Consider the following 17,575-nt stretch of genomic DNA (forward strand, 5'->3'; position numbering starts at 1 on the left):
GTGTCATTTGCGTGAATGATCTTTGGCACGTGTATGTTTCTGGGCTATTTTCCCTTGTCAGGGGGTGTTTTTCTCGGTAGTATCGAACATGTATTCGATAGATGGTTCGAGTCGTGGTCGTCCGCCGGGAGGGGGTTCCGATGTCTCTGGTTGAACAGTCTGTTGAGTCAGATCCGGATCTCTCCGCATTGGGACTGCCGGAGTCGTTGGATGAGGTGGATGCCGCCGGTCTGGGTGCAGTCGTCGTTCGGGCGCGGCGTGCGGGTGCGTTGATGGACTGGCACCGGTTGCGGGCGATGGCCGAGGTCTTCGAACGGCTGGTTGCCCCGCACATGGACTCTGACCAGCGCGTGTTTGACGCGCATGCGCGGGCGGCGAATGAGATCGCGATGATGCTCGGTCGCAGTCAAGCCGGTGTGGAAACCGAGTTGATGGACGCCGCGCACCTGTTCGCGGGCCTGCCGCATGTGGCGCAATGCCTGCATGACGGAGTGATCACCGGCGGACATATCCGCACGGTCATCGCGCGCACCGCACTGGTCGGCGGACAGGAGTATGCACCCCTGGTCGACCAGGAGTTGGCGGAGGCTCTGCGGCGGCAGGGCAGCTGGTCGTTGCAACGTCTGCGGGATGTGTGTGATCGGATTGTGTTCCGCCACGACCCCGCTGCCGTCCGCGAACGCCGAAAGGCGTCGGAAGAAGGCCGTCGGGTCTGGGCCGAGAACGCGACTGACGGCATGGCGGTGCTGCACGCGTCGATGACGGCGGAGAATGTGGCATCGCGGCAGCCCGCGTCGATGCGTTGGCCTCGAGTGTGTGCGACGGTGATCCGCGCCGTGACGGCGCCCGCCGGTCCGATGCCGTGTTCGCTCTGCTGTCAGGGGAGCTGTTCGAGTGCCAATGCGACCGCGGCGACCAGTGTGATGCCACGATTCCCGCCCCGGCGATGGTGCAAGCCGCTGAAGCACAAGTGATCATCCACGTCATCACCGAAGCAGCGACACTCGAAGAACCCGAGCCGGAGCCGGATGCTGCGGAAGCGGCGGCGGTTGAGGCGGATTCGGAAACCGCTGCCTCGGCTACCACGGTGCCGACTGTGACCGAGGTGGACGACGCCGAGCCCACACTGTTCGAGGGGTCCGATGCCGGCAGTGTCTCGGAGGACCCCGAGCCCGCTGAACCTGTTGCCGCTGAACATGACTCGGCCGAAGATCCCAGACCTGCGCCAAAGAAGCCCACCACGCGTCACGCCTATTCCCCGCGCCACTCGGGCGTCGGGTTCATGGCTGGCTACGGCGTGATCTCCGGTGACTACGTGCGGGAGTTGGCGAAAGGCGCCGGGGCGGTCATCAGACCGGTCAACCCGGGCGGCAAACCCTTGCGTCCGCACCTGCCGTCGGATCCGTACCGGCCGTCGACGGCGATGAGCCTGTTCATTCGTATCCGTGACGGTTACTGCACGGTGCCTGGTTGCGACAAGCCTGCCTTCGCCGGAGACCTCGATCATGTGCACGAATACGATCACGACAACCCCTGCGGCCGGTGGTCAGACCACCGCGGCCGGGTTGGCCACGAAGTGCCGGATGCATCACCAGATGAAAACCGATGGCGTGTTCCTCGACGACCAGTACATCGACGCCACCGGCAAAGCCCACCAAATCTTCTACACCCCCAACGGTGCAACCATCCACGGTTACGCCGAATCCGGTGACGACCTCTTCCCCACCCTGCGGGACATCACCTTCACCAACCCCGAGCCCGACCCCGAGCCGCCGAAACATCCACCACAACCGAACACAGAATCACCCACCAGACGCCGACCACGCCTGGCAGACACACACGCCCGCCGACGCCAGGAACGAGAACGCAACCGTAACGCCCTCGAACAACAGGCGGACAACGCCAGCCGCAGCGCGCACGACCCACCGCCCTACTGAACCCAGTGGGTCCGGATCGGCAGCGCAGGGGTTCTCAGCGCAGAGTGACCTGGCGACTGCGGATGCCGTCACGGGAACGGCGCTCGGCGGCGGTCAACTCAGCAGTCTGTGCGATGGCCTCGGTCAGCACCTTGTCGAACTCGGTGCACGGCCCCACCCACTCCTCGGCGTGCATCTCCACGTCGAGGTCGAACACCGGAACGAGCAGCCCATGCGTGCGGAACGAGCCGGCGAAACGCGAACCCTCACCGAGGGTGAGCTGCCCCTGCGCATGCACCCGCGCGAGCCCGTTCATGACCGCGTCCTCATCCTCCGGACGCACCCAACGAAGATGTGCACGTTCCCCGGCGTCAACCCACCACGGAGCGCCCCGACCGTTCACGTCGACGCGTGCCGACGGCATGATCGCACTGTCGGCCTGCTCCATCACCTGGGCCAATTCCGCCGGCATGGGCGAGTTGTCGTCGAACCACCAGCCGAAATCCTCGTGGACGGTGATGTCGAGCTGTGCATCCGGGTCGAGGATGTCGGTCAGCGACCCCGCCTCCGACACGGGCTCATAGATCTCTCCGACGGGAGCATCCGACGCCCAGATCAGCGCCGAAGCCAGTGAGTCAGCGATGTCGTCGGGTTCAGGGTCGGTCTGCAGGCCGGCGAAACCGACTGTCTGCGAATCGATGTCCCGCGTGAGGGCCGGAACCGCACCGGCGAGGATGGTGCCCAATTCAACCTGGTTGTTCCCGGCAGAGCGCAGCGGAGCGGGCGCCGTCGCCGAGGCGACGAACGCGCGGAGTGCGACGAGATCGCATTCGCAGGCGAGTCCGGCGAATGGTCGTGTCGCGACCAGCAGTGCCGATGTCTCCTCGGCACGGGCGCGCCGCGCCGCGATCCGTTCGGCCCGGTCACTTCCCGGCCGGGGTCCACTTCCGCGCTTGCTCTTCTTTGCCACGCGGCCAACCTACACGGGCGCCGATCTACACCGACGCGGCGTCGGGTCCGCCCAGCCATGCGCGCACCCGCATCGGGTAGTCGGTGGCCACCCACCCGACCCCGGTCTCCAGGCACAGATCGAGCTGCTCATGCTCGTTCACTGTCCAGCAGTAGGTGACGCGTCCCGACGCGGCCGCCCTGTCCACCAGATCGGGGTGTTCGCGCAGCGAGGCGATCGAGGGACCGATACCCGTGGCACCCACCGCGGTCGCGGCGCTGCCACCGAGCACGCGCGAGGTCTCCCCGAGCAACACCGTCGGAAGCAGCGGGGCGTTCCGCCGAACCCGCCACACACTGGCCGCCGAGAAGGAGATGACCACCGCACGACTCAGATCCGCAGACCTCGGCGAAGCGATTCCGAATCGCGCCAGCTCGGCCAGCAGGAACTGCTCGACCAGCGCCCCGTAGCGCACCGGATGTTTGGTCTCGATGAACAACCGGATCGGCCGCTCCCAATCGAGCACCAACGTCAACAGTTCGCGCAGCGTCAGCACCGGCGACGACGTGCCGCTGGGATGCCAACTGCCGAAATCCAGTTCGGACAACTCCGCCAGGGACATCTCACTGACCACACCCGTGCCCGACGACGTGCGGTCGACCGTCCGGTCATGGATACACACCAACTGGTGATCGCGCGTCAGCCGCACATCACACTCCACCGCATCGGCCCCCTGATCGAGGGCGAGCTCGTAGGCGGCGAGCGTGTGTTCGGCAAGCTCGGCCGATGCGCCGCGATGCGCCACCACGCCAGGGCGGTCCGGTCGGGCGATGGTCAGACTCATGTCGCCGGCACCCACCTGGTGGCGGGTACACGGTCACTCGACGGCTCGATCACGTTCCGCCACATCCACCACGTCGCCATCGTGAACGCCGCGCCGGCGAAGTCGCAGAGCACCAGCAGCAACATGGCGTTGGCCTGCCATTGCACCGACGACGACACGATCCGCATCAGCACCGTCACGTAGACGGCGAGATTCACCAGGACCCAGCCCAGCCACCACCGACGCAGCAGTGTGCGCGTACGCACCGGGGTCGGATCGTCATCGGCCTGCGCGACGAGTTCGTGAAAGAACGCCGCAGGCCACACGAGGTTCACCACGGGCACCGCAACCCCGACCACCAGTTGCCACCACGGACGCGGATCACGCAACCCGTGACGTCGATATCGGCGTCTGCGCTCCTCGCGCAACCACACGATCAGGGTCGCACCCAAGGCGACCATGCCGATCACCGACAGCGTGCCGAACAACCAGTTCAACGCCAGCGCAGCGGCGCCGTTGGCCGCCGAGATGGGATGCGACCGGTTGATGGCCAGCAGGATGTAGATCCACAGCTGCGTGACCCCGGCCCCCACCAGGAGCGCCGTCTGCAGTGGGAGCAGCCAGCTCAGCCATCCCGAGACCACCTCATGGGCAGACCGCCGGGTGTCGGCACCCGCGGTGACGGGCACGATCGGCAGCCCCCACTGCGGGATGAAGCGATAGCGCGGAATCCTCGGATCACGAGTGCGGGGTTGCTCCCGCGGCGCGGGCATCGCCTCCGGTGGCCGGGAGGCGACCCAGCGGAATGCCTGTCGCCGGAACGCCGTGCGCGGCGGCGGACCCGAGGCATACGGCCGGGGGTCGGCGGCATACGAGTGGGGGCTGTACGGCGCGGCGCGCCCGTAGACCAGCGGAGGTTGCCCCTGCCCGGGAGCTCCACCGGAGGTCGCCGACATCCCGAAGGTGCCATCCGGGAGCACGTCGAGCCCTCCCCCGCACCGTGGACAACCCTCGCGACCGGGTTGATGAGGCGCCTGGATCCGGCACCTCGGGCAGAAGTCGATCACTCGAACTACTCGCCCGTCTCGATGGGCCGCCCATGCTCCGCCCATGCGAGCATCCCGCCGCGCACGGTCGTCGCCTCATAACCCACCTGCTCGAGGTACTGACACATCCGGATCGACCGACCGCCGGAATGACAGATCACATAGAGCTCAGCATCCATGTCGATCTCATCGAGTCGTCCGGGCACCTCGCCGAGTGGGATGTGCACGGCGCCACGCACGTGGCCGTTCGCCCACTCGTCCGCCTCCCGGACGTCGAGGAGAATGCTGTCGGTAACACCGGTGAAATCCTCCGGAAGCTCAGTGACCGATACCTGACTCATATTCCCCGCGTTCACGTCTCCATGGTGTCACGAATGACAACGAATCTGTTCGGAGGACAAAAGCATCCACAAATTATCCACAGACGGCCCGATTTAACCGGATGAATCACGCTGGTAAAGAAGATTTACCAAACGGACATCTTCTCCGCACGCACAGCACAAACTTCACGAATCCGAGTGACTGCCGTCACTAGATCACAGTGACTTAGGTCCTGTTCTCCACAGTTTCCACAACGAATTCCACAGCCACCATCCCTCCATTTGTGCACCACACAGCCCGATCGAGGCGTCGCTGTGGATAAGTTCGGCCGCAAACGTCAGGTATCGGAGAGTCGACGTCCTTGTGAACGATCACCAGTCCCCACGCCTGCCACGAGCCAGTTGTCCACAGGCCCGGTGTGGACACCAGGCCCGGGCCCACGTGACTCCCGAGCGCTCCTCAGCGCCCGTAGCGCGACCAGGCGGCTCGCGCTTCGGCAGCGTCGATCACACCGGTGACCACACCCTCGGTGAGTCGGCTCGATGAGGTCAGCCGCGCGAGCAGCGGCTTCGGCGCGGCGATCGGTTCGATCTCGGCATCGGGGTAGCGCTCGGCGATCACCGACCGCAGCATCCCGACCCCGTCGGCCAGCCCGAGATCGACCGCGCGCCGACCCACCCACACGTCACCGTTGAACAGCTCGGCGTCGTCGCCGGCGAGCCTGGCGCCGCGCCGCCGGCGAACCCAGCTGATGAAGGCCGCGTGGATGTCGCCCTGCAACCCCTCCAGCCACGCGACATCCTCGGGCTGTTCTGCTTGGAACACGTCGAGGCGATGCTTGTTCTCACCCGCGGTGTGCACGCGGCGTTCGATGCCGAACCGATCGATCACCTTCTCCAGCCCGAAACTCGAACTGATCACGCCGATCGAGCCGACCACCGATGTGTTGGCCACGAAGATCTCGTCGGCCGCGCACGCCAGCCAATATCCGCCCGAGGCGGCGACATCCTCACAGAAGGCTAGCACCCGCACGCCTTTCTCGGTGGCGAGCTGACGGATACGCCCGGCGATGTACTCCGACTGCGACGGCGACCCTCCCGGTGAATTGACCACCAGAGCAACAGCTTTGAGCCTGTCGAGTTCGAATGCCCGACGCAGCACCGGCTCGAGTCGGTCGATGGTCATCCCATTGCGCCCCGGGCCGAGGCCACCGATCACACCGTCGAGGCGCACCACCGCGATCCGGTCGGCGCGCGCACGGGCGATGGAGGTGAGGATCTTCTTCAGCGGTCGAGAGGTCATGGGCCAACGATAGGCAACGGTCCCGACAGCCCTCCACGTGATCACCGGCTCCGAGCGATCACGCGCACCAGGCACTTAGTCGCTGCACCTCGGTCTCGACAGCCCGCCGGCGCGAGGCGGGCACCGACACGAGGTAGTCGACGGCCACATCCTCGCCTGCGGCCGTACCCGTCCGTTTCCAGGTGGCGGCGACACGGCCGTCCACCAGCACGAACCCGGGGGAGATCCCGTTGGGCACCTGCGTCCGACGGAACAGCTCCTCGTCGATCACCCGACGCCGGTCGGCGTGCGCCACCACCACGTGGTCGAACGGTGCGACCAGACGTGCCGGCGCCGGTTCGCCGCCACCGCGTGGCAGACCGTCGAGGTCATACAGTTCGATCCCGTCGGGCCCGTCGAGTCGTTCGAGTTCCCACTCTGCCTCCATCGCCGCCATCACCGGACGCAGACCGGTCAGCCCCGACCAGCTCTGCACCGACGCCACACTCGCCGGCCCGAAGCCGCGCAGATACAGCCGGATCAGTTCCCTGACCGCGTCCTCGCCGGCGATGGCCGGCTCACCCGGCCCCACCCAGTCGTCGAAGAGCGCATAGCGCACACCCCCGCCGCCCGACCAGGTGCCGCGCGGCGGGACCTGCACCAGTGGCAGGCCGCACCGTGCGATGGCCACCAGCGTCGCGGGAGGCTCGCCGGGAAACTCCGTGAGCAGCGCCCCCCTGAGGTGTTCACCGGACATCGGACCGTCGCGCAGGAGGTCGGCAGCCACATCGATGATCGCCGCCGGGTCGGCCGAATCGAGCCGCTTGCGGTGCACGGTCCGGATCTCGGCCTCGAGCGACGTCGCTGCCAGCGGCCTGATCCAACGGGCGTCCTCGGCATCGACGAGGAAGATCGTGCTGCGCAACAACGCCATCCGCACCACCTCGCGTTCGTTCAGCAGGTCGTCGAGCTCGCTGTGCTCGAAACCCGCTATCCGCGACCACAATCCGTAGAACGGTGCGCGAGGGTCTTGAGCCTGCATACCCACACAGCGGTCGAGCACCTCGATCGCGTCCTCGTCGACCGGGGACAGCAGATGCTGACGGGCGAGCAGCGTTGTGCCCCATGCCTGCTCATCGATGGACGCCACGTCTGTTCACCGGGTCTGGTCGCGGGCACTCGCGAGCTCGCCGAAGGTGGCCACCCGCGCATCCGACCGCGCACCGCCCTCGCCGATCTTCTTGTCCACCAGGATCACCTGCCCGATGAAGGGCTCCACGATGCCCACCATCCGGATCGGGGCGGCGATGATCAGCTGGAAACCGAACTGCTCGAAGGCGCGCAACGACTGGCTGGAGAAGGTCTCGTCGGACTTGCTGAATGCCTCGTCGAGCATGAGCGGGGCGAAGCCGGGGCGATGGTCCTCGTCGCGCCCGAGCGAGAAGCTCAGTGCGGCAGCAAGACAGAAAGCCACCAGCTTTTCCTGCTCACCGCCGGAGTTCGTGGCGGTGTTGCGGTAGGTGTGCACCGGCGCGGCGTCGGTGGCCGAATCCGCTGCCATCTCCTTGCCGTAGAAGGTGTAGGAGTTGCGCACGTCGAGTACGTTGTCGCGCCAGCGCCGAGACTCCGCATCCGTGGCGGTCAGACGCGCCACGAGACTCCGGATGCGATAGAACTGCCGCGCGAGTACCGCACCGTCACCGGATTTGGCCGCAGGTGCGTCGCGGATCATCCCGTCGACGATCTTGGCGAACTCGCGTCCCTCCTCGGTCGGGTTGTGCAGCACCGCGATCTGCAGGTAGGTCCCCTCGTTGAAGTCCACCCGCCGCAGGCCTGCGTTCACATCGGCGATGCCGCGCTGGATGGCCTTGTTGGTGTCGCCGATCTCCTTGTAGAGGTTGGCCACCGAGTGGGATATGTCGGTGGTGATCAGCTGGCGGAAGCGGTTCTGCGTCGAGGCCAGACCATGTGCGACCAGACTCTCGTAGAGGTGCACGAAGTCAGCGGCGCAGTCGATGGTTGCGGTGAGATTGTTTGCCGCCGATGGCCATTCGCGCAGAAACGCCTCCTCGCTGCGAATGATGCGGTTCTCGGCGGCGTCTCGCTCGGCGTTGGCCCCGGCTTGGATCGACTCGAGCGCGTTGCGCAGATCCGAGCGCACCTCGCCGTAGGAGTCCAGGGTCAGTTCCTTGCCCGCCTCACGCAGCGTCTCGGCGAGCACCCCGCCGAGGTAGTCGCGATCGTCCTCAGACAGTGCGTTACCCGATTCGCGCATCTGCTCGGACTCCCCGAGCCAGCGATCCCAGTCGGTGCCGATGTGGCGCAACTGATCGTTGATGGCACCCACCCTGGCCACCGCCTCCCGCCAGTCGGCGCGGGCGATCTCCACCTGTTCTTCGAGTTCGGCCAGATCCACCCGGTTCTCGCGCACCGCGGCGATCCGGCGCTCGAGTTCGTCGGCGTCGCGCTGCGACGACCACCAGTTGACCTCGTTCCATGACGAATAGCCCGCCAGCGTCTCGGCGGCCTTGGCACGTTCGAGGTTGTCGTCGAGCAGGTCGCGCAGGTCGGTGGACACCTGCTTGGCCTCGGAGTACATCGCCTCCAGATGAGATCGCTGCTCGGACAACGCCGCCCGCTTGCCGTCGGTGTTGGTGCCCAGGATCCACTGCGTGCGGTCGGAGACCGGGCGGCGATCGTCCTTGCGGTAGCGATCGCGTCCCGCCTTCACCAGACCGGCTGGAGTGACGGCGGTGGTGTACCGGTCGAGTTCGGCCGGTGTGTCCACGCAGATGTGATCAGCGCGACGGGTCAGCTCGGCGCGCAGCCAGTCACCGGCGCGATGACCGGTGTCCACATGCAGCTTCGTCGCCAGCGATCCGGGGACCGCAATCGACTCGTGGTCGGTGTGCGGGTCGTAGACGCGCAGTTCCACCACGCCGCCCAGATGTGTGCGGTTGACGAACTCGATGACTGCGGCACGATCGTCCTCGGACACCAGCAGTGTCACCGCCAACGGCCGCAACACACGTTCGGCGGCGCCGGCCCACCGCTGCTTCTCCGCATCGATCACCTCGATCAACTCGGCGGCATACGGCAGGTCGCGCGCGTCGACACCGGTGCCTTCGGCGATCAGATCCCGTTGTGCCAGAAGCTCATTGGGGAGCAGCGATCGGCGCCTGTCGAGGATCGCGAGCTCATCGACCACTGCTTCGAAGGCACGCCGTGCATCGGTCTCGGCGCTGTAGGCCTCATGGGCGCGCGCGGACAACGACTGTGCGGCTTCGCGTGCGGCGCGGGCGATCTCGGGGGCGCGTGATCGCAGCGTCGCGAAGTGAGTCTCCGACTCCGGAACCGTCTCCCCGAGTCGTGCGACGACGGCCGCATATCGTTCGTAGGCGCGGTTTCTCGCCGACACCTGCTGGTGGAACGACCTCAGTTCGGTCTCCAGCCCGGTGAGCTCGCCCTTCTCGACGGTCAGCTGGTCACGCAGTGACGTGTGGCGTTCCTCGCGTTCGTCGGCGAGGTTCTCCCACTTGGCCACCTCGAGGTCGAGTCCGGTGCGCGTCGACTCGATCTCGTCGAGTTTGGCCTCCAGCAACCGGATCCGGTGTTCTCGCATGAACGCCCGCATCGGCGGCCCGAGCAGTTCACCGGCGCGCGTGGTGGACAGGTGGGCGCCCTGGTAGGCCTCCCATGCCGCCGGGATCGGCCGCAGCACCTCCTCCTGCGCATGGGCGCGGGCGGCCGCCTGATAGGCCTCGTCGAGCTGGGTGAAATTCTCCACCAACCGATCAGCCTTGGCGTAGGTCTCGGGGCGGTCGAGCATGTAGGTGCGGATGAACAGGTTGAGGTCGCCGACGTTCTTCATCGCCTTCGCCTTGCCCATCAACGACAATGCGGCATTCGCGCCGCCGACTCCGCTGGCGCCACCGATCCCCACGCGCCGGCGCAATGCCTCCTGATAGGCGCTCTGGACGTCGAAACAATCCGCCTGCGGATGCGCGGTGCGGAATCGACGGATGTCGAAACCGTTTGCCGCCCAGTCATTGAGGTCGAGCAGCGAGAAGTCGCCGGGATGCAGCTGATACCAGGAGCGCAGCGAGCTGCCGTCGGTACCCGAACCCGGGAACCATTTGACCGCCACCGCGGTGGTCACCGATCCGGCGCCGTTGTCGTAGGTCGCCGCGATGGCCGACCAGGTGGCTCCGGTGCCGCGCAGATACTGCACCTGTGATTGCTGATTCTCGTCGTCGTTCTCCGCCCACGCCCCGCGCACGTAGTCGGCCATCGACCGCGCTGCACGTTTGGCACCCTTGGCCGTCAGGTCGGCGGAGGCATTGAACACTTGATCGTAGGTGGGCAGCAGCACCACCGAATGGCCGTCCATCATCGACGATTTGCCCGACCCTGACGGGCCGGTGAGCATCACGCCGCGCTCGTCGATCGGGAAGTCCTTGTAGCCGTGGAATGTTCCCCAGTTCACCAACTGGATACGGGTCAGTCGGAACTGCCCGACGTTGATGGTGCGCACCGAACCCGCCGCCGTCTGGCCTGACGACCTCTGGCCGGGGGTGTCGGCCTGCGGGTCACGGTCGAGGGTGTCGGTCACTGGAGCGGCTCCTGCTTCTGCTCGTCCCTGCCTGTGTCGATACTGCCTGTGTCGATACTGCCTGCATCCCCGTCGAGGTCGGCCAGCTCGGGCCCTTCGGCATCGTCATGTCCGGCGAGTTTGCGATAGGCGGCGGTGTAGGCGGCCACCTGTTCGGGGGTGAGCAGGGAGGCGATCACGCCGTAGATCACATAGCGATCGGTTCCGGGTATGGCGCGGATGATCTTGCGACTCTCCAGCACATTGATCGCCGCGTCGATCCGGCGGACGAATCCGGCCTCGTCGGTGTCGCGGGCGGGCTTGTAGGTCAGAAGGTGATCGACCATCTCACCGCGATCCACCACCGCGGTCTCGTCGAGGGAGGTGAGGTACTTCTGACGCAGATACAAGGCGAGCACCGAGGCAGCCAACGTGAGGGTGGCCGATCGCAGGATGTTGCGCTGGCGCGGATCGTTCTCGCTGACCTGACGGGTGAAGGCGTACTTGTGTTCTCGGTTGACCACCAGCACCAGGTTCAACTCCGACAGGCGCGAGGCGAGGATCTCCTCGTTGGCGTCGATGGTCTTCCAGTTGCGCGACTTGGCACTCACATGCGCCGAGGCCACGAGCTCTTGCAGCGCGTAACAGACCGGTGCGGGCAATGCCGAGGTGTCGCCGTCGAAGCGCGGCTCGATACGGACATCGGTGATCGCACCGGCCGGTTCACTGCCGTCGAATCGAAAGTGCGACAGGTCTATCGGCGGCGCATCGGTGGTCACGTCGAGCAGTGGATCGTCCACTCCCGGCGTGTTCGCATCGAGCCCAGTCTCGTCGATCTGGTCGGTCATGCGAGAACTCCTGAAGTCGGTCCGTCGAGCAGGTGTATCGGTCCGCCCTGCTGGCCGGACCGGGAATCATCGAGGATGGGTTCGGTGAAATACGCTGCGGGAAGTCTGATCTCGCGGGGACCACGCGCCGTCTGCGCGACCAGTTCGATCTCGTCGGACTCCGACACCTCGCCGTGGCGATGCGCCAGCGACCACAGCCCGATCACGTCACCGGCACGTACCGACGGCAGCGCTGCCACCACATCGGCGAGGTCGGCGGGGCCGTGTGCGGCCACCGTGTTCACCGCGTCGGTCAGCGCCGCCCAGTCGATGGACTCCGCACCCACCAGATCGCCTGGGTCGATCACCATCTCGCCGACCGTGTACTCCACCCCGTCGGGGATGTCGATCACGCCGTCGTGGAACGCCAGTGCGCCCACCGAGGCGGACTCAACCGTGCTCATCGGCACCTCGATACCTAGATCCTTTCCGGCACTGGCGTGTTCGAAGGCATCGGCCGCGGCACGTTGGGCCTGTGCGATCTGCTCGCGCAGCGCCCGGTAGGCCAGGACGTCACCGTCCTTGACGAAGGTGTTGATCCGCCGGTACACCTGCCCGCGTACCTCGTCGACGCGCTGCACCTGTGCCCACATGCGATCGAGGAACGAGGTCAGCGTCATGGCGAGATCGTCGGGAAGGTCCTCACGCATGCCGGTGACGATGCCGTCGATGTGACGTTCGAGGGACTCGCGCAGCCGATGATCGGAGATCAGCGTGTAGAAGGCGTCGAAAGCCTTGCCCTCCGGCGATTCCGCGATCTCGTCGTGCCGGGCGAACATGTCGTTGAGTGCGTCGGCGTGGCCGCCGCCATCGAGGTTCTGGCTCAGCAGCAGCCGCGAATTCTCCCGCATCTTCTCGCCGTAGCCGATGATGTCGGCGGGCATCCGTTCGGCGAGCTCGGCGACCATCCGGATGTCGTCGAGCACCTTCTCCTCATCGACTGCGGGCAGCGCACCGTCGGCCAGTTGCCGTCGACGCTGGGTCAGCTCGGCGAGTTTGGAGTCGATACTGCGCACATGTTCACCGGGGTCGGGGTTGAGGGCGACGGCGATGTCGCCGAGGCGGCCCACCACCATCTCCATCACCGTCTCGGTGGCCATCGAGCGGTCCGAGGTCACCGACTGGATCTGACTCAATGCGCGGGTGGCACCCCGGGTGAGTTGATAGCGCTCCACGGCGTGGTCGACACCGGCACGTTCGGTGTCGATCGTGCGGCCGACGAACCCCTCCCGCACCCACCGGTCGAGCAGTTCGGTGGCCGAGGGCACCTCGAACCCGCGGTCGGTCCAGTGCGCGGCGAGGTCGGCGAGGTCGTGCTCGATCTCCTCGGCGAGCCGATCGCCGTCCACCGGACCGCTGGCCAGCCGTGCGGCCATCATCGCCAGATAGACGATGGCACTGCGTGAGCGCAGCAGGCGCAGCGTCACATCGGCGTCGACGTTGCCGGAGAACGCGGCATAGAACTGGGCGGCGCTGCCCCTGCTCGGTCCGGCCTTGTCCGCCATCGTCTCCACCCCCATACCGTCGCCGCCCCGCGCAGCCGCTCACCCCGCGGTCACAAGGTCACGATCGTAGCCGCGCGGGCGTCCGCGCCCGAAGCTGCAGCGCCGCCGTGTGAACAATGAGTCCCGTGTGGCGCTCAGGTCGTCGGGTAGGAGACGCCGGTGGTGCCGTCACAGCGGTAGCCGGCGGGATGTTTGACCAGGTATTGCTGGTGGTGATCCTCGGCGAAGTGGAACCGGCCGTCGCCGGTCTCGGCGAGTTCGCCGATCTCGGTGGTGATCGGCGCGGACTCACCGGCTCGGGTCAGGGCGTGCTGATAGACCTCCATCGTCTGGCGGGCGAGCCGCGCGTCGCACTCGTCGGCGGTGTAGATCGCCGACCGGTACTGACTGCCGATGTCATTGCCCTGCCGCATGCCCTGCGTCGGGTCGTGCATCTCCCAGAAGGCCGCCAGGACTCGCTCGAGGGGGAGCACCCGGGGATCGAAGACCACCAGAACCGATTCTGCATACCCGGTGTGCCCCCGGCACACCTGCTCGTAGGTGGGGTCGGGTGTGTGGCCGCCGGCGTATCCGGCTGCGGTACCGAGAACGCCGGGAAGGTGCCGCAGCCGGTCGTCGACACCCCAGAAGCAGCCGCCGGCGAGAACGATCGCGTGGACGCCTTCCCCCAAACTGCGCAGCGATTCACCGGTCACCGGCTGTGGTCTCACATCGGCGACCAATCGGTCACGTCTCGGCACCGGATAAGTAGGACACACGACGACGCCAGGCCCGGAATGTCCGGAAAACAGCTGGTCAGACGGTGTCATGTCCCGATCGTACGTCGTGTGAACGGTCCGCCGCGGAGGCGCTGGGCGGCTTGTGGGGTATGTGACGATTTGAAGGAATGCGCGGTCGGTCCTATGATCGCCACAGCTCGATAACATGTGACCTCTTTCACAGGAATGGGTCACATCCGTCCCGCCCGCTCGGCTCCTCCGGTTCACCGGACCATCCGAGACCGTCGAGGAGTTCGAGGAGGAACCCCGTGGCGACACGCACCGGCCGGCACAGCGACGTACCGGCGGCCGCGCTTCGGCGAACGGTCAGTACTTACGACCGGATCGACGTTCGCGCGAAATGCCTCAGCATCGGACTCTCGATCGTCGCACTCGCGATCATCCTGGTCGCACTGGTGCTGCTCTGAAGCCGCACTGAAACCTCAACCCATGTTGAGGGCTTTTCGTTGCCGTTCCTTGCATTCGCCCAAGCCGTGGGGAAGGCTGGATTCGTAAGGCCCTGGGCCGTGCGTCATAGGTCAGTGTGCAGTTGAGGTCGATTGACGGCCACGGCTCACACGGGGGCCATACGTCACATAGCCGGGCCAGCGGCACATCGCCCCGCCGCCGTGCCCGTCAGAATTCGGGCCTCGGGTCATCCCCGGGGTCGACGCGGAGAGGAACACAGTGTCTGAGTACACCCTGCCGGATCTGCCCTACGACTACGCGGCGCTCGAGCCGCACATTTCCGGTCGCATCATGGAGCTGCACCACGACAAGCACCATGCGACCTACGTGAAGGGTGCCAACGACACCCTCGACAAGCTCGCCGAGGCACGCGCCGACGGCTCGATCGCGGGCAAGGTCTACGGCCTGTCGTCGACCCTGGCCTTCCACCTCGGTGGTCACACCAACCACTCCATCTTCTGGAAGAACCTCTCGCCGGACGGCGGCGACAAGCCCGAGGGCGAACTCGCCGCAGCGATCGACGACCAGTTCGGTGGATTCGACAAGTTCCAGGCCCACTTCACCTCGGCGGCGACCACGCTGCAGGGTTCGGGCTGGGCGATCCTGGGCTACGACACCATCGGTGGAAATCTCGTCATCCTGCAGCTGACCGACCAGAGCGGCAACATCCCCGCCGCGATCATCCCGGTGGTCATGCTCGACATGTGGGAGCACGCCTTCTACCTCGACTACCAGAACGTGAAGCCCGACTACGTCAAGGCGTGGTGGAACGTGGTGAACTGGGCCGACGCTGCCGATCGATTCGATCGCGCACGTAAGCAGGGCGCCGGACTCATCGTCGGAGCCTGATTCTCACCTTTTATTGTGATCTCACCCGCGACGCGGTGATGCCTCTCGGCGTCACCGCGTCGCGGTGTTTGCGGCAGGAGACATCGGTGAATCCCAGCGACATCGGTGAATTAGCGACATCGGTGAACCCAGCGCCACCTCGCGTTAACACCGTTGTTAAGCACTCGACTCCTCTTGTGTGCCAAGCATTTCGACGGGCATCATCGTGGCACGGTCGGCAGCTCGTGTGCGCTGTCGCCGGCGTGAAAGGGGGTCCGGAGTTGACAGACGATGCATCAACCGACGGCACGATGCCCAACGGCCCGTCGACGAGCAGATCTGCCGCGATCGGGCTGACGCCGTTCCATCGCGACGGTCAGCTCAAGGGCATGCTCATCGGTGGTCGGTGGCCCGAGACCACCCTGGAATGGACCCAGACACTCGTCGCGTCGCTGCGCATCGCCTGCCGGCCCGGAATCTTGCCCGCCACCACCGTCTTCGGCGTGCTCGAGGAACGCCCCGAATCGTGTGCCCCCGACACCGTCGGGATGATGCTCGCCGTGGGTGCTGTGATCGGCGCGGATTTCGTGGAGGCCGGGAAGTTTCTTCCCGAGCATCCCCCGGCGCTGGTGATGTTGCATCCACCGTCGCAGACGCGCCCGTCACTTCCGGAGTGTTCTGAGGTCGCCTCGGGGTGTGTGCTGTTGCCCGGGGTGCCCGAGCTGGGTCTCGAACATCGCGCCGGGTGGGCTGAGGCCGAGGCCGACGGGACGCTGGTCACCCTGCGCAATCAGGTGGGTGTGGACCCTGCGGCCGACCCGGACACCGCAGTGTTGGCGATGCTTCTGGCCGCCTGAGCTCCGCCAGGGTGTCCGACACTCGAAATCAGGGTCTCCGAACTTCAAAAACAGGCCTCCCACCTGCACAGATACGGGATTTCAATCTGTTGCACTCGGTACTGAGGTGGCCCTAACGTTGACGCGTGATCGCAGCACTCCTCATCAGCTTCGGCGTCATCTTCGTCGCCGAGTTGGGCGACAAGTCCCAGCTCATGGCGATGACCTTCGCGCTGCGCTACCGCTGGTGGATCGTGCTGGCCGCGATCTTCGCCGCGACCACCGCCGTACACCTGGTGTCGGTGGTGGTCGGACATTTCCTCGGGCTGTCGATCCCAGCCGAATGGATGGGCATCATCGGCGGCATGGCCATGTTGCTCTTCGGACTGTGGACCATCCGCGGTGACGAACTCGATGGCGAGGAGAGCGGCAAGGCCGATCGCGTGGGTGCATCGGTGTTCTTCGCCGTGATGTCGTCGTTCTTCCTCGCCGAACTCGGTGACAAGACGATGCTGGCAACCATCACGCTGGCCGCCGACAACAATTGGCTCGGCGTGTGGATCGGGTCGACCATCGGCATGGTCGGCGCCGACGCGTTGGCGATCATTGTCGGCGCCACTCTCGGACATCGGCTGCCTGAACGCGCCATTTCCCTCGGTGCGGCCGTACTGTTCTTCGTCTTCGCGATCTGGCTCATCACCGAGGCACTCGTGAACGCGCACTCCCTCACCACGTCGCTGATCGTCGGTGCGGTTGCCGTCGTGGTCACCGCCGCGGGCGTCGTGTGGATCCGGCGTACGCATGCACGCCGGGCGCGAGAGTTGCGTGAGCGCGAGCAACTGGTCGAGCGGGTCTAACGCAGGGGCACGATCAGAACGGTGGCCGATCCTCGATGGCGCGCCGAGCTTCCTGCTCCCCTTTGACTTCGAGGGCTTTGCGGTTGCGTTCGCGTTCTTGGCGTCGCCGGGCGTGTGTGTCCGCCAGGCGTGATCGGCGCCTGGTCGGTGACTCTGGGGTGTTCGGTTGTGGTGGTGGAGGTTTCGGCGGTGGTTCGGGGTCGGTGAAGGTGATGTCCCGCAGCGTCGGGAACAAGTCGTCACCGGATTCGGCGTAACCGTGGATCGTTGCACCGTTCTGGGTGTAGAAGACCTGTCGGGCTTTGCCGTTCTCGTCGATGTACTGGTCGTCGAGGAAAACGCCATCGGTTTTCATCTGGTGATGCATCCGGCACTTCGTGGCCAACCCTGCCGCGGTCGTCTGAGAGCTTGTCAAGATTTTTGTGTAAGTAGTTGCTCGTGTGGGTTAGAGGTAGGGGTTGATTCGGTCGGGGTAGGCTAGGGCGAGTTGAGCGAGGGCTTGTTTCCAG

General features: G+C 65.9%; 17 protein-coding genes. 6 read left to right on the plus strand and 11 right to left on the minus strand.

Going from position 1 to position 17,575, the window contains the following annotated elements:
• Window positions 1-140: 140 nt before the first annotated feature.
• Window positions 141-974 carry a DUF222 domain-containing protein gene (locus IEW22_RS16515; RefSeq protein WP_188587922.1) on the plus strand — a complete coding sequence of 278 codons (834 nt, stop codon included), beginning with the start codon at window positions 141-143 and terminating at the stop codon, window positions 972-974.
• A 531-nt stretch (window positions 975-1,505) separates the two neighbouring features.
• Window positions 1,506-1,937: a hypothetical protein gene (locus IEW22_RS16520; protein WP_188587924.1), complete on the plus strand. Its 432-nt coding sequence runs from the start codon at window positions 1,506-1,508 to the stop codon at window positions 1,935-1,937.
• A 34-nt stretch (window positions 1,938-1,971) separates the two neighbouring features.
• On the opposite strand, the gene IEW22_RS16525 is transcribed toward IEW22_RS16520, so the two are convergent.
• The 10 genes from IEW22_RS16525 to msrA all read right to left on the minus strand — a co-directional run bounded on the left by IEW22_RS16525 (window position 1,972) and on the right by msrA (window position 14,014).
• Complete coding sequence (locus IEW22_RS16525) at window positions 1,972-2,886, minus strand: DUF5926 family protein (protein ID WP_188587926.1); 915 nt, start codon at window positions 2,884-2,886, stop codon at window positions 1,972-1,974.
• Between the two features lie 25 nt (window positions 2,887-2,911).
• Window positions 2,912-3,709: a glycerophosphodiester phosphodiesterase gene (locus IEW22_RS16530; RefSeq protein ID WP_188587928.1), complete on the minus strand. Its 798-nt coding sequence runs from the start codon at window positions 3,707-3,709 to the stop codon at window positions 2,912-2,914.
• Window positions 3,706-4,668, minus strand: a complete 963-nt coding sequence (locus IEW22_RS16535; RefSeq protein ID WP_188587930.1) for a DUF4328 domain-containing protein — start codon at window positions 4,666-4,668, stop codon at window positions 3,706-3,708. Before IEW22_RS16535 ends, IEW22_RS16530 begins: the two co-directional genes overlap by 4 nt.
• Window positions 4,669-4,760: 92 nt before the next feature.
• A complete protein-coding gene (locus IEW22_RS16540; RefSeq protein WP_188587958.1) occupies window positions 4,761-5,075 on the minus strand; it encodes a rhodanese-like domain-containing protein in 315 nt (104 codons plus the stop codon).
• Window positions 5,076-5,514: 439 nt separating this feature from the next.
• A complete protein-coding gene (locus IEW22_RS16545) occupies window positions 5,515-6,357 on the minus strand; it encodes a S49 family peptidase (protein WP_188587932.1) in 843 nt (280 codons plus the stop codon).
• Window positions 6,358-6,415: 58 nt separating this feature from the next.
• Window positions 6,416-7,486: a winged helix DNA-binding domain-containing protein gene (locus IEW22_RS16550; protein ID WP_229742824.1), complete on the minus strand. Its 1,071-nt coding sequence runs from the start codon at window positions 7,484-7,486 to the stop codon at window positions 6,416-6,418.
• Between the two features lie 6 nt (window positions 7,487-7,492).
• A complete protein-coding gene (locus IEW22_RS16555; RefSeq protein ID WP_229742825.1) occupies window positions 7,493-10,948 on the minus strand; it encodes an ATP-binding protein in 3,456 nt (1,151 codons plus the stop codon).
• Window positions 10,945-11,775 (minus strand): DUF4194 domain-containing protein, encoded by an 831-nt coding sequence (locus tag IEW22_RS16560; protein ID WP_188587934.1) that lies wholly within the window; start codon window positions 11,773-11,775, stop codon window positions 10,945-10,947. The genes IEW22_RS16555 and IEW22_RS16560 overlap by 4 nt, the downstream gene beginning before the upstream one ends.
• Window positions 11,772-13,319, minus strand: a complete 1,548-nt coding sequence (locus IEW22_RS16565) for a DUF3375 family protein (protein ID WP_188587937.1) — start codon at window positions 13,317-13,319, stop codon at window positions 11,772-11,774. Before IEW22_RS16565 ends, IEW22_RS16560 begins: the two co-directional genes overlap by 4 nt.
• Before the next feature lie 134 nt (window positions 13,320-13,453).
• Window positions 13,454-14,014, minus strand: coding sequence for a peptide-methionine (S)-S-oxide reductase MsrA (msrA, locus tag IEW22_RS16570; RefSeq protein ID WP_229742826.1), 561 nt, complete (start codon window positions 14,012-14,014; stop codon window positions 13,454-13,456).
• A gap of 332 nt (window positions 14,015-14,346) precedes the next feature.
• Between msrA and IEW22_RS16575 the strand changes: the two genes are divergently transcribed.
• The 4 genes from IEW22_RS16575 (at window position 14,347) to IEW22_RS16590 (ending at window position 17,066) form a co-directional block, all read left to right on the plus strand.
• Window positions 14,347-14,505, plus strand: coding sequence for a hypothetical protein (locus IEW22_RS16575; RefSeq protein WP_188587941.1), 159 nt, complete (start codon window positions 14,347-14,349; stop codon window positions 14,503-14,505).
• A gap of 259 nt (window positions 14,506-14,764) precedes the next feature.
• Window positions 14,765-15,394: a superoxide dismutase gene (locus IEW22_RS16580; protein WP_188587942.1), complete on the plus strand. Its 630-nt coding sequence runs from the start codon at window positions 14,765-14,767 to the stop codon at window positions 15,392-15,394.
• Window positions 15,395-15,684: 290 nt separating this feature from the next.
• The gene (locus IEW22_RS16585; protein WP_188587963.1) at window positions 15,685-16,230 is read left to right on the plus strand and encodes a peptidase; all 546 of its coding nucleotides are present in this window, start codon (window positions 15,685-15,687) and stop codon (window positions 16,228-16,230) included.
• A 125-nt stretch (window positions 16,231-16,355) separates the two neighbouring features.
• Window positions 16,356-17,066: a TMEM165/GDT1 family protein gene (locus IEW22_RS16590; RefSeq protein WP_188587945.1), complete on the plus strand. Its 711-nt coding sequence runs from the start codon at window positions 16,356-16,358 to the stop codon at window positions 17,064-17,066.
• 13 nt (window positions 17,067-17,079) lie between these two features.
• Here the strand turns inward: IEW22_RS16590 and IEW22_RS16595 are convergent, their stop codons facing one another.
• Window positions 17,080-17,421 carry a hypothetical protein gene (locus tag IEW22_RS16595; protein WP_188587947.1) on the minus strand — a complete coding sequence of 114 codons (342 nt, stop codon included), beginning with the start codon at window positions 17,419-17,421 and terminating at the stop codon, window positions 17,080-17,082.
• Between the last annotated feature and the right edge of the window lie 154 nt (window positions 17,422-17,575).

Origin of the sequence: Gordonia jinhuaensis (assembly GCF_014639795.1) — a bacterium.
Taxonomy (GTDB): Bacteria; Actinomycetota; Actinomycetes; order Mycobacteriales; family Mycobacteriaceae; genus Gordonia_B; species Gordonia_B jinhuaensis.

Excerpts from the sequence above, each read along its gene's own strand:
- IEW22_RS16545 (WP_188587932.1), bottom strand. The coding sequence starts at position 6,357 with ATGACCTCTCGACCGCTGAAGAAGATCCTCACCTCCATCGCCCGTGCG.
- IEW22_RS16530 (WP_188587928.1), bottom strand. The coding sequence starts at position 3,709 with ATGAGTCTGACCATCGCCCGACCGGACCGCCCTGGCGTGGTGGCGCAT.
- IEW22_RS16520 (WP_188587924.1), top strand. The coding sequence starts at position 1,506 with ATGTGCACGAATACGATCACGACAACCCCTGCGGCCGGTGGTCAGACC.
- IEW22_RS16565 (WP_188587937.1), bottom strand. The coding sequence starts at position 13,319 with ATGGCGGACAAGGCCGGACCGAGCAGGGGCAGCGCCGCCCAGTTCTAT.
- IEW22_RS16515 (WP_188587922.1), top strand. The coding sequence starts at position 141 with ATGTCTCTGGTTGAACAGTCTGTTGAGTCAGATCCGGATCTCTCCGCA.
- IEW22_RS16560 (WP_188587934.1), bottom strand. The coding sequence starts at position 11,775 with ATGACCGACCAGATCGACGAGACTGGGCTCGATGCGAACACGCCGGGA.
- IEW22_RS16585 (WP_188587963.1), top strand. The coding sequence starts at position 15,685 with ATGCCCAACGGCCCGTCGACGAGCAGATCTGCCGCGATCGGGCTGACG.
- IEW22_RS16540 (WP_188587958.1), bottom strand. The coding sequence starts at position 5,075 with ATGAGTCAGGTATCGGTCACTGAGCTTCCGGAGGATTTCACCGGTGTT.
- IEW22_RS16595 (WP_188587947.1), bottom strand. The coding sequence starts at position 17,421 with ATGAAAACCGATGGCGTTTTCCTCGACGACCAGTACATCGACGAGAAC.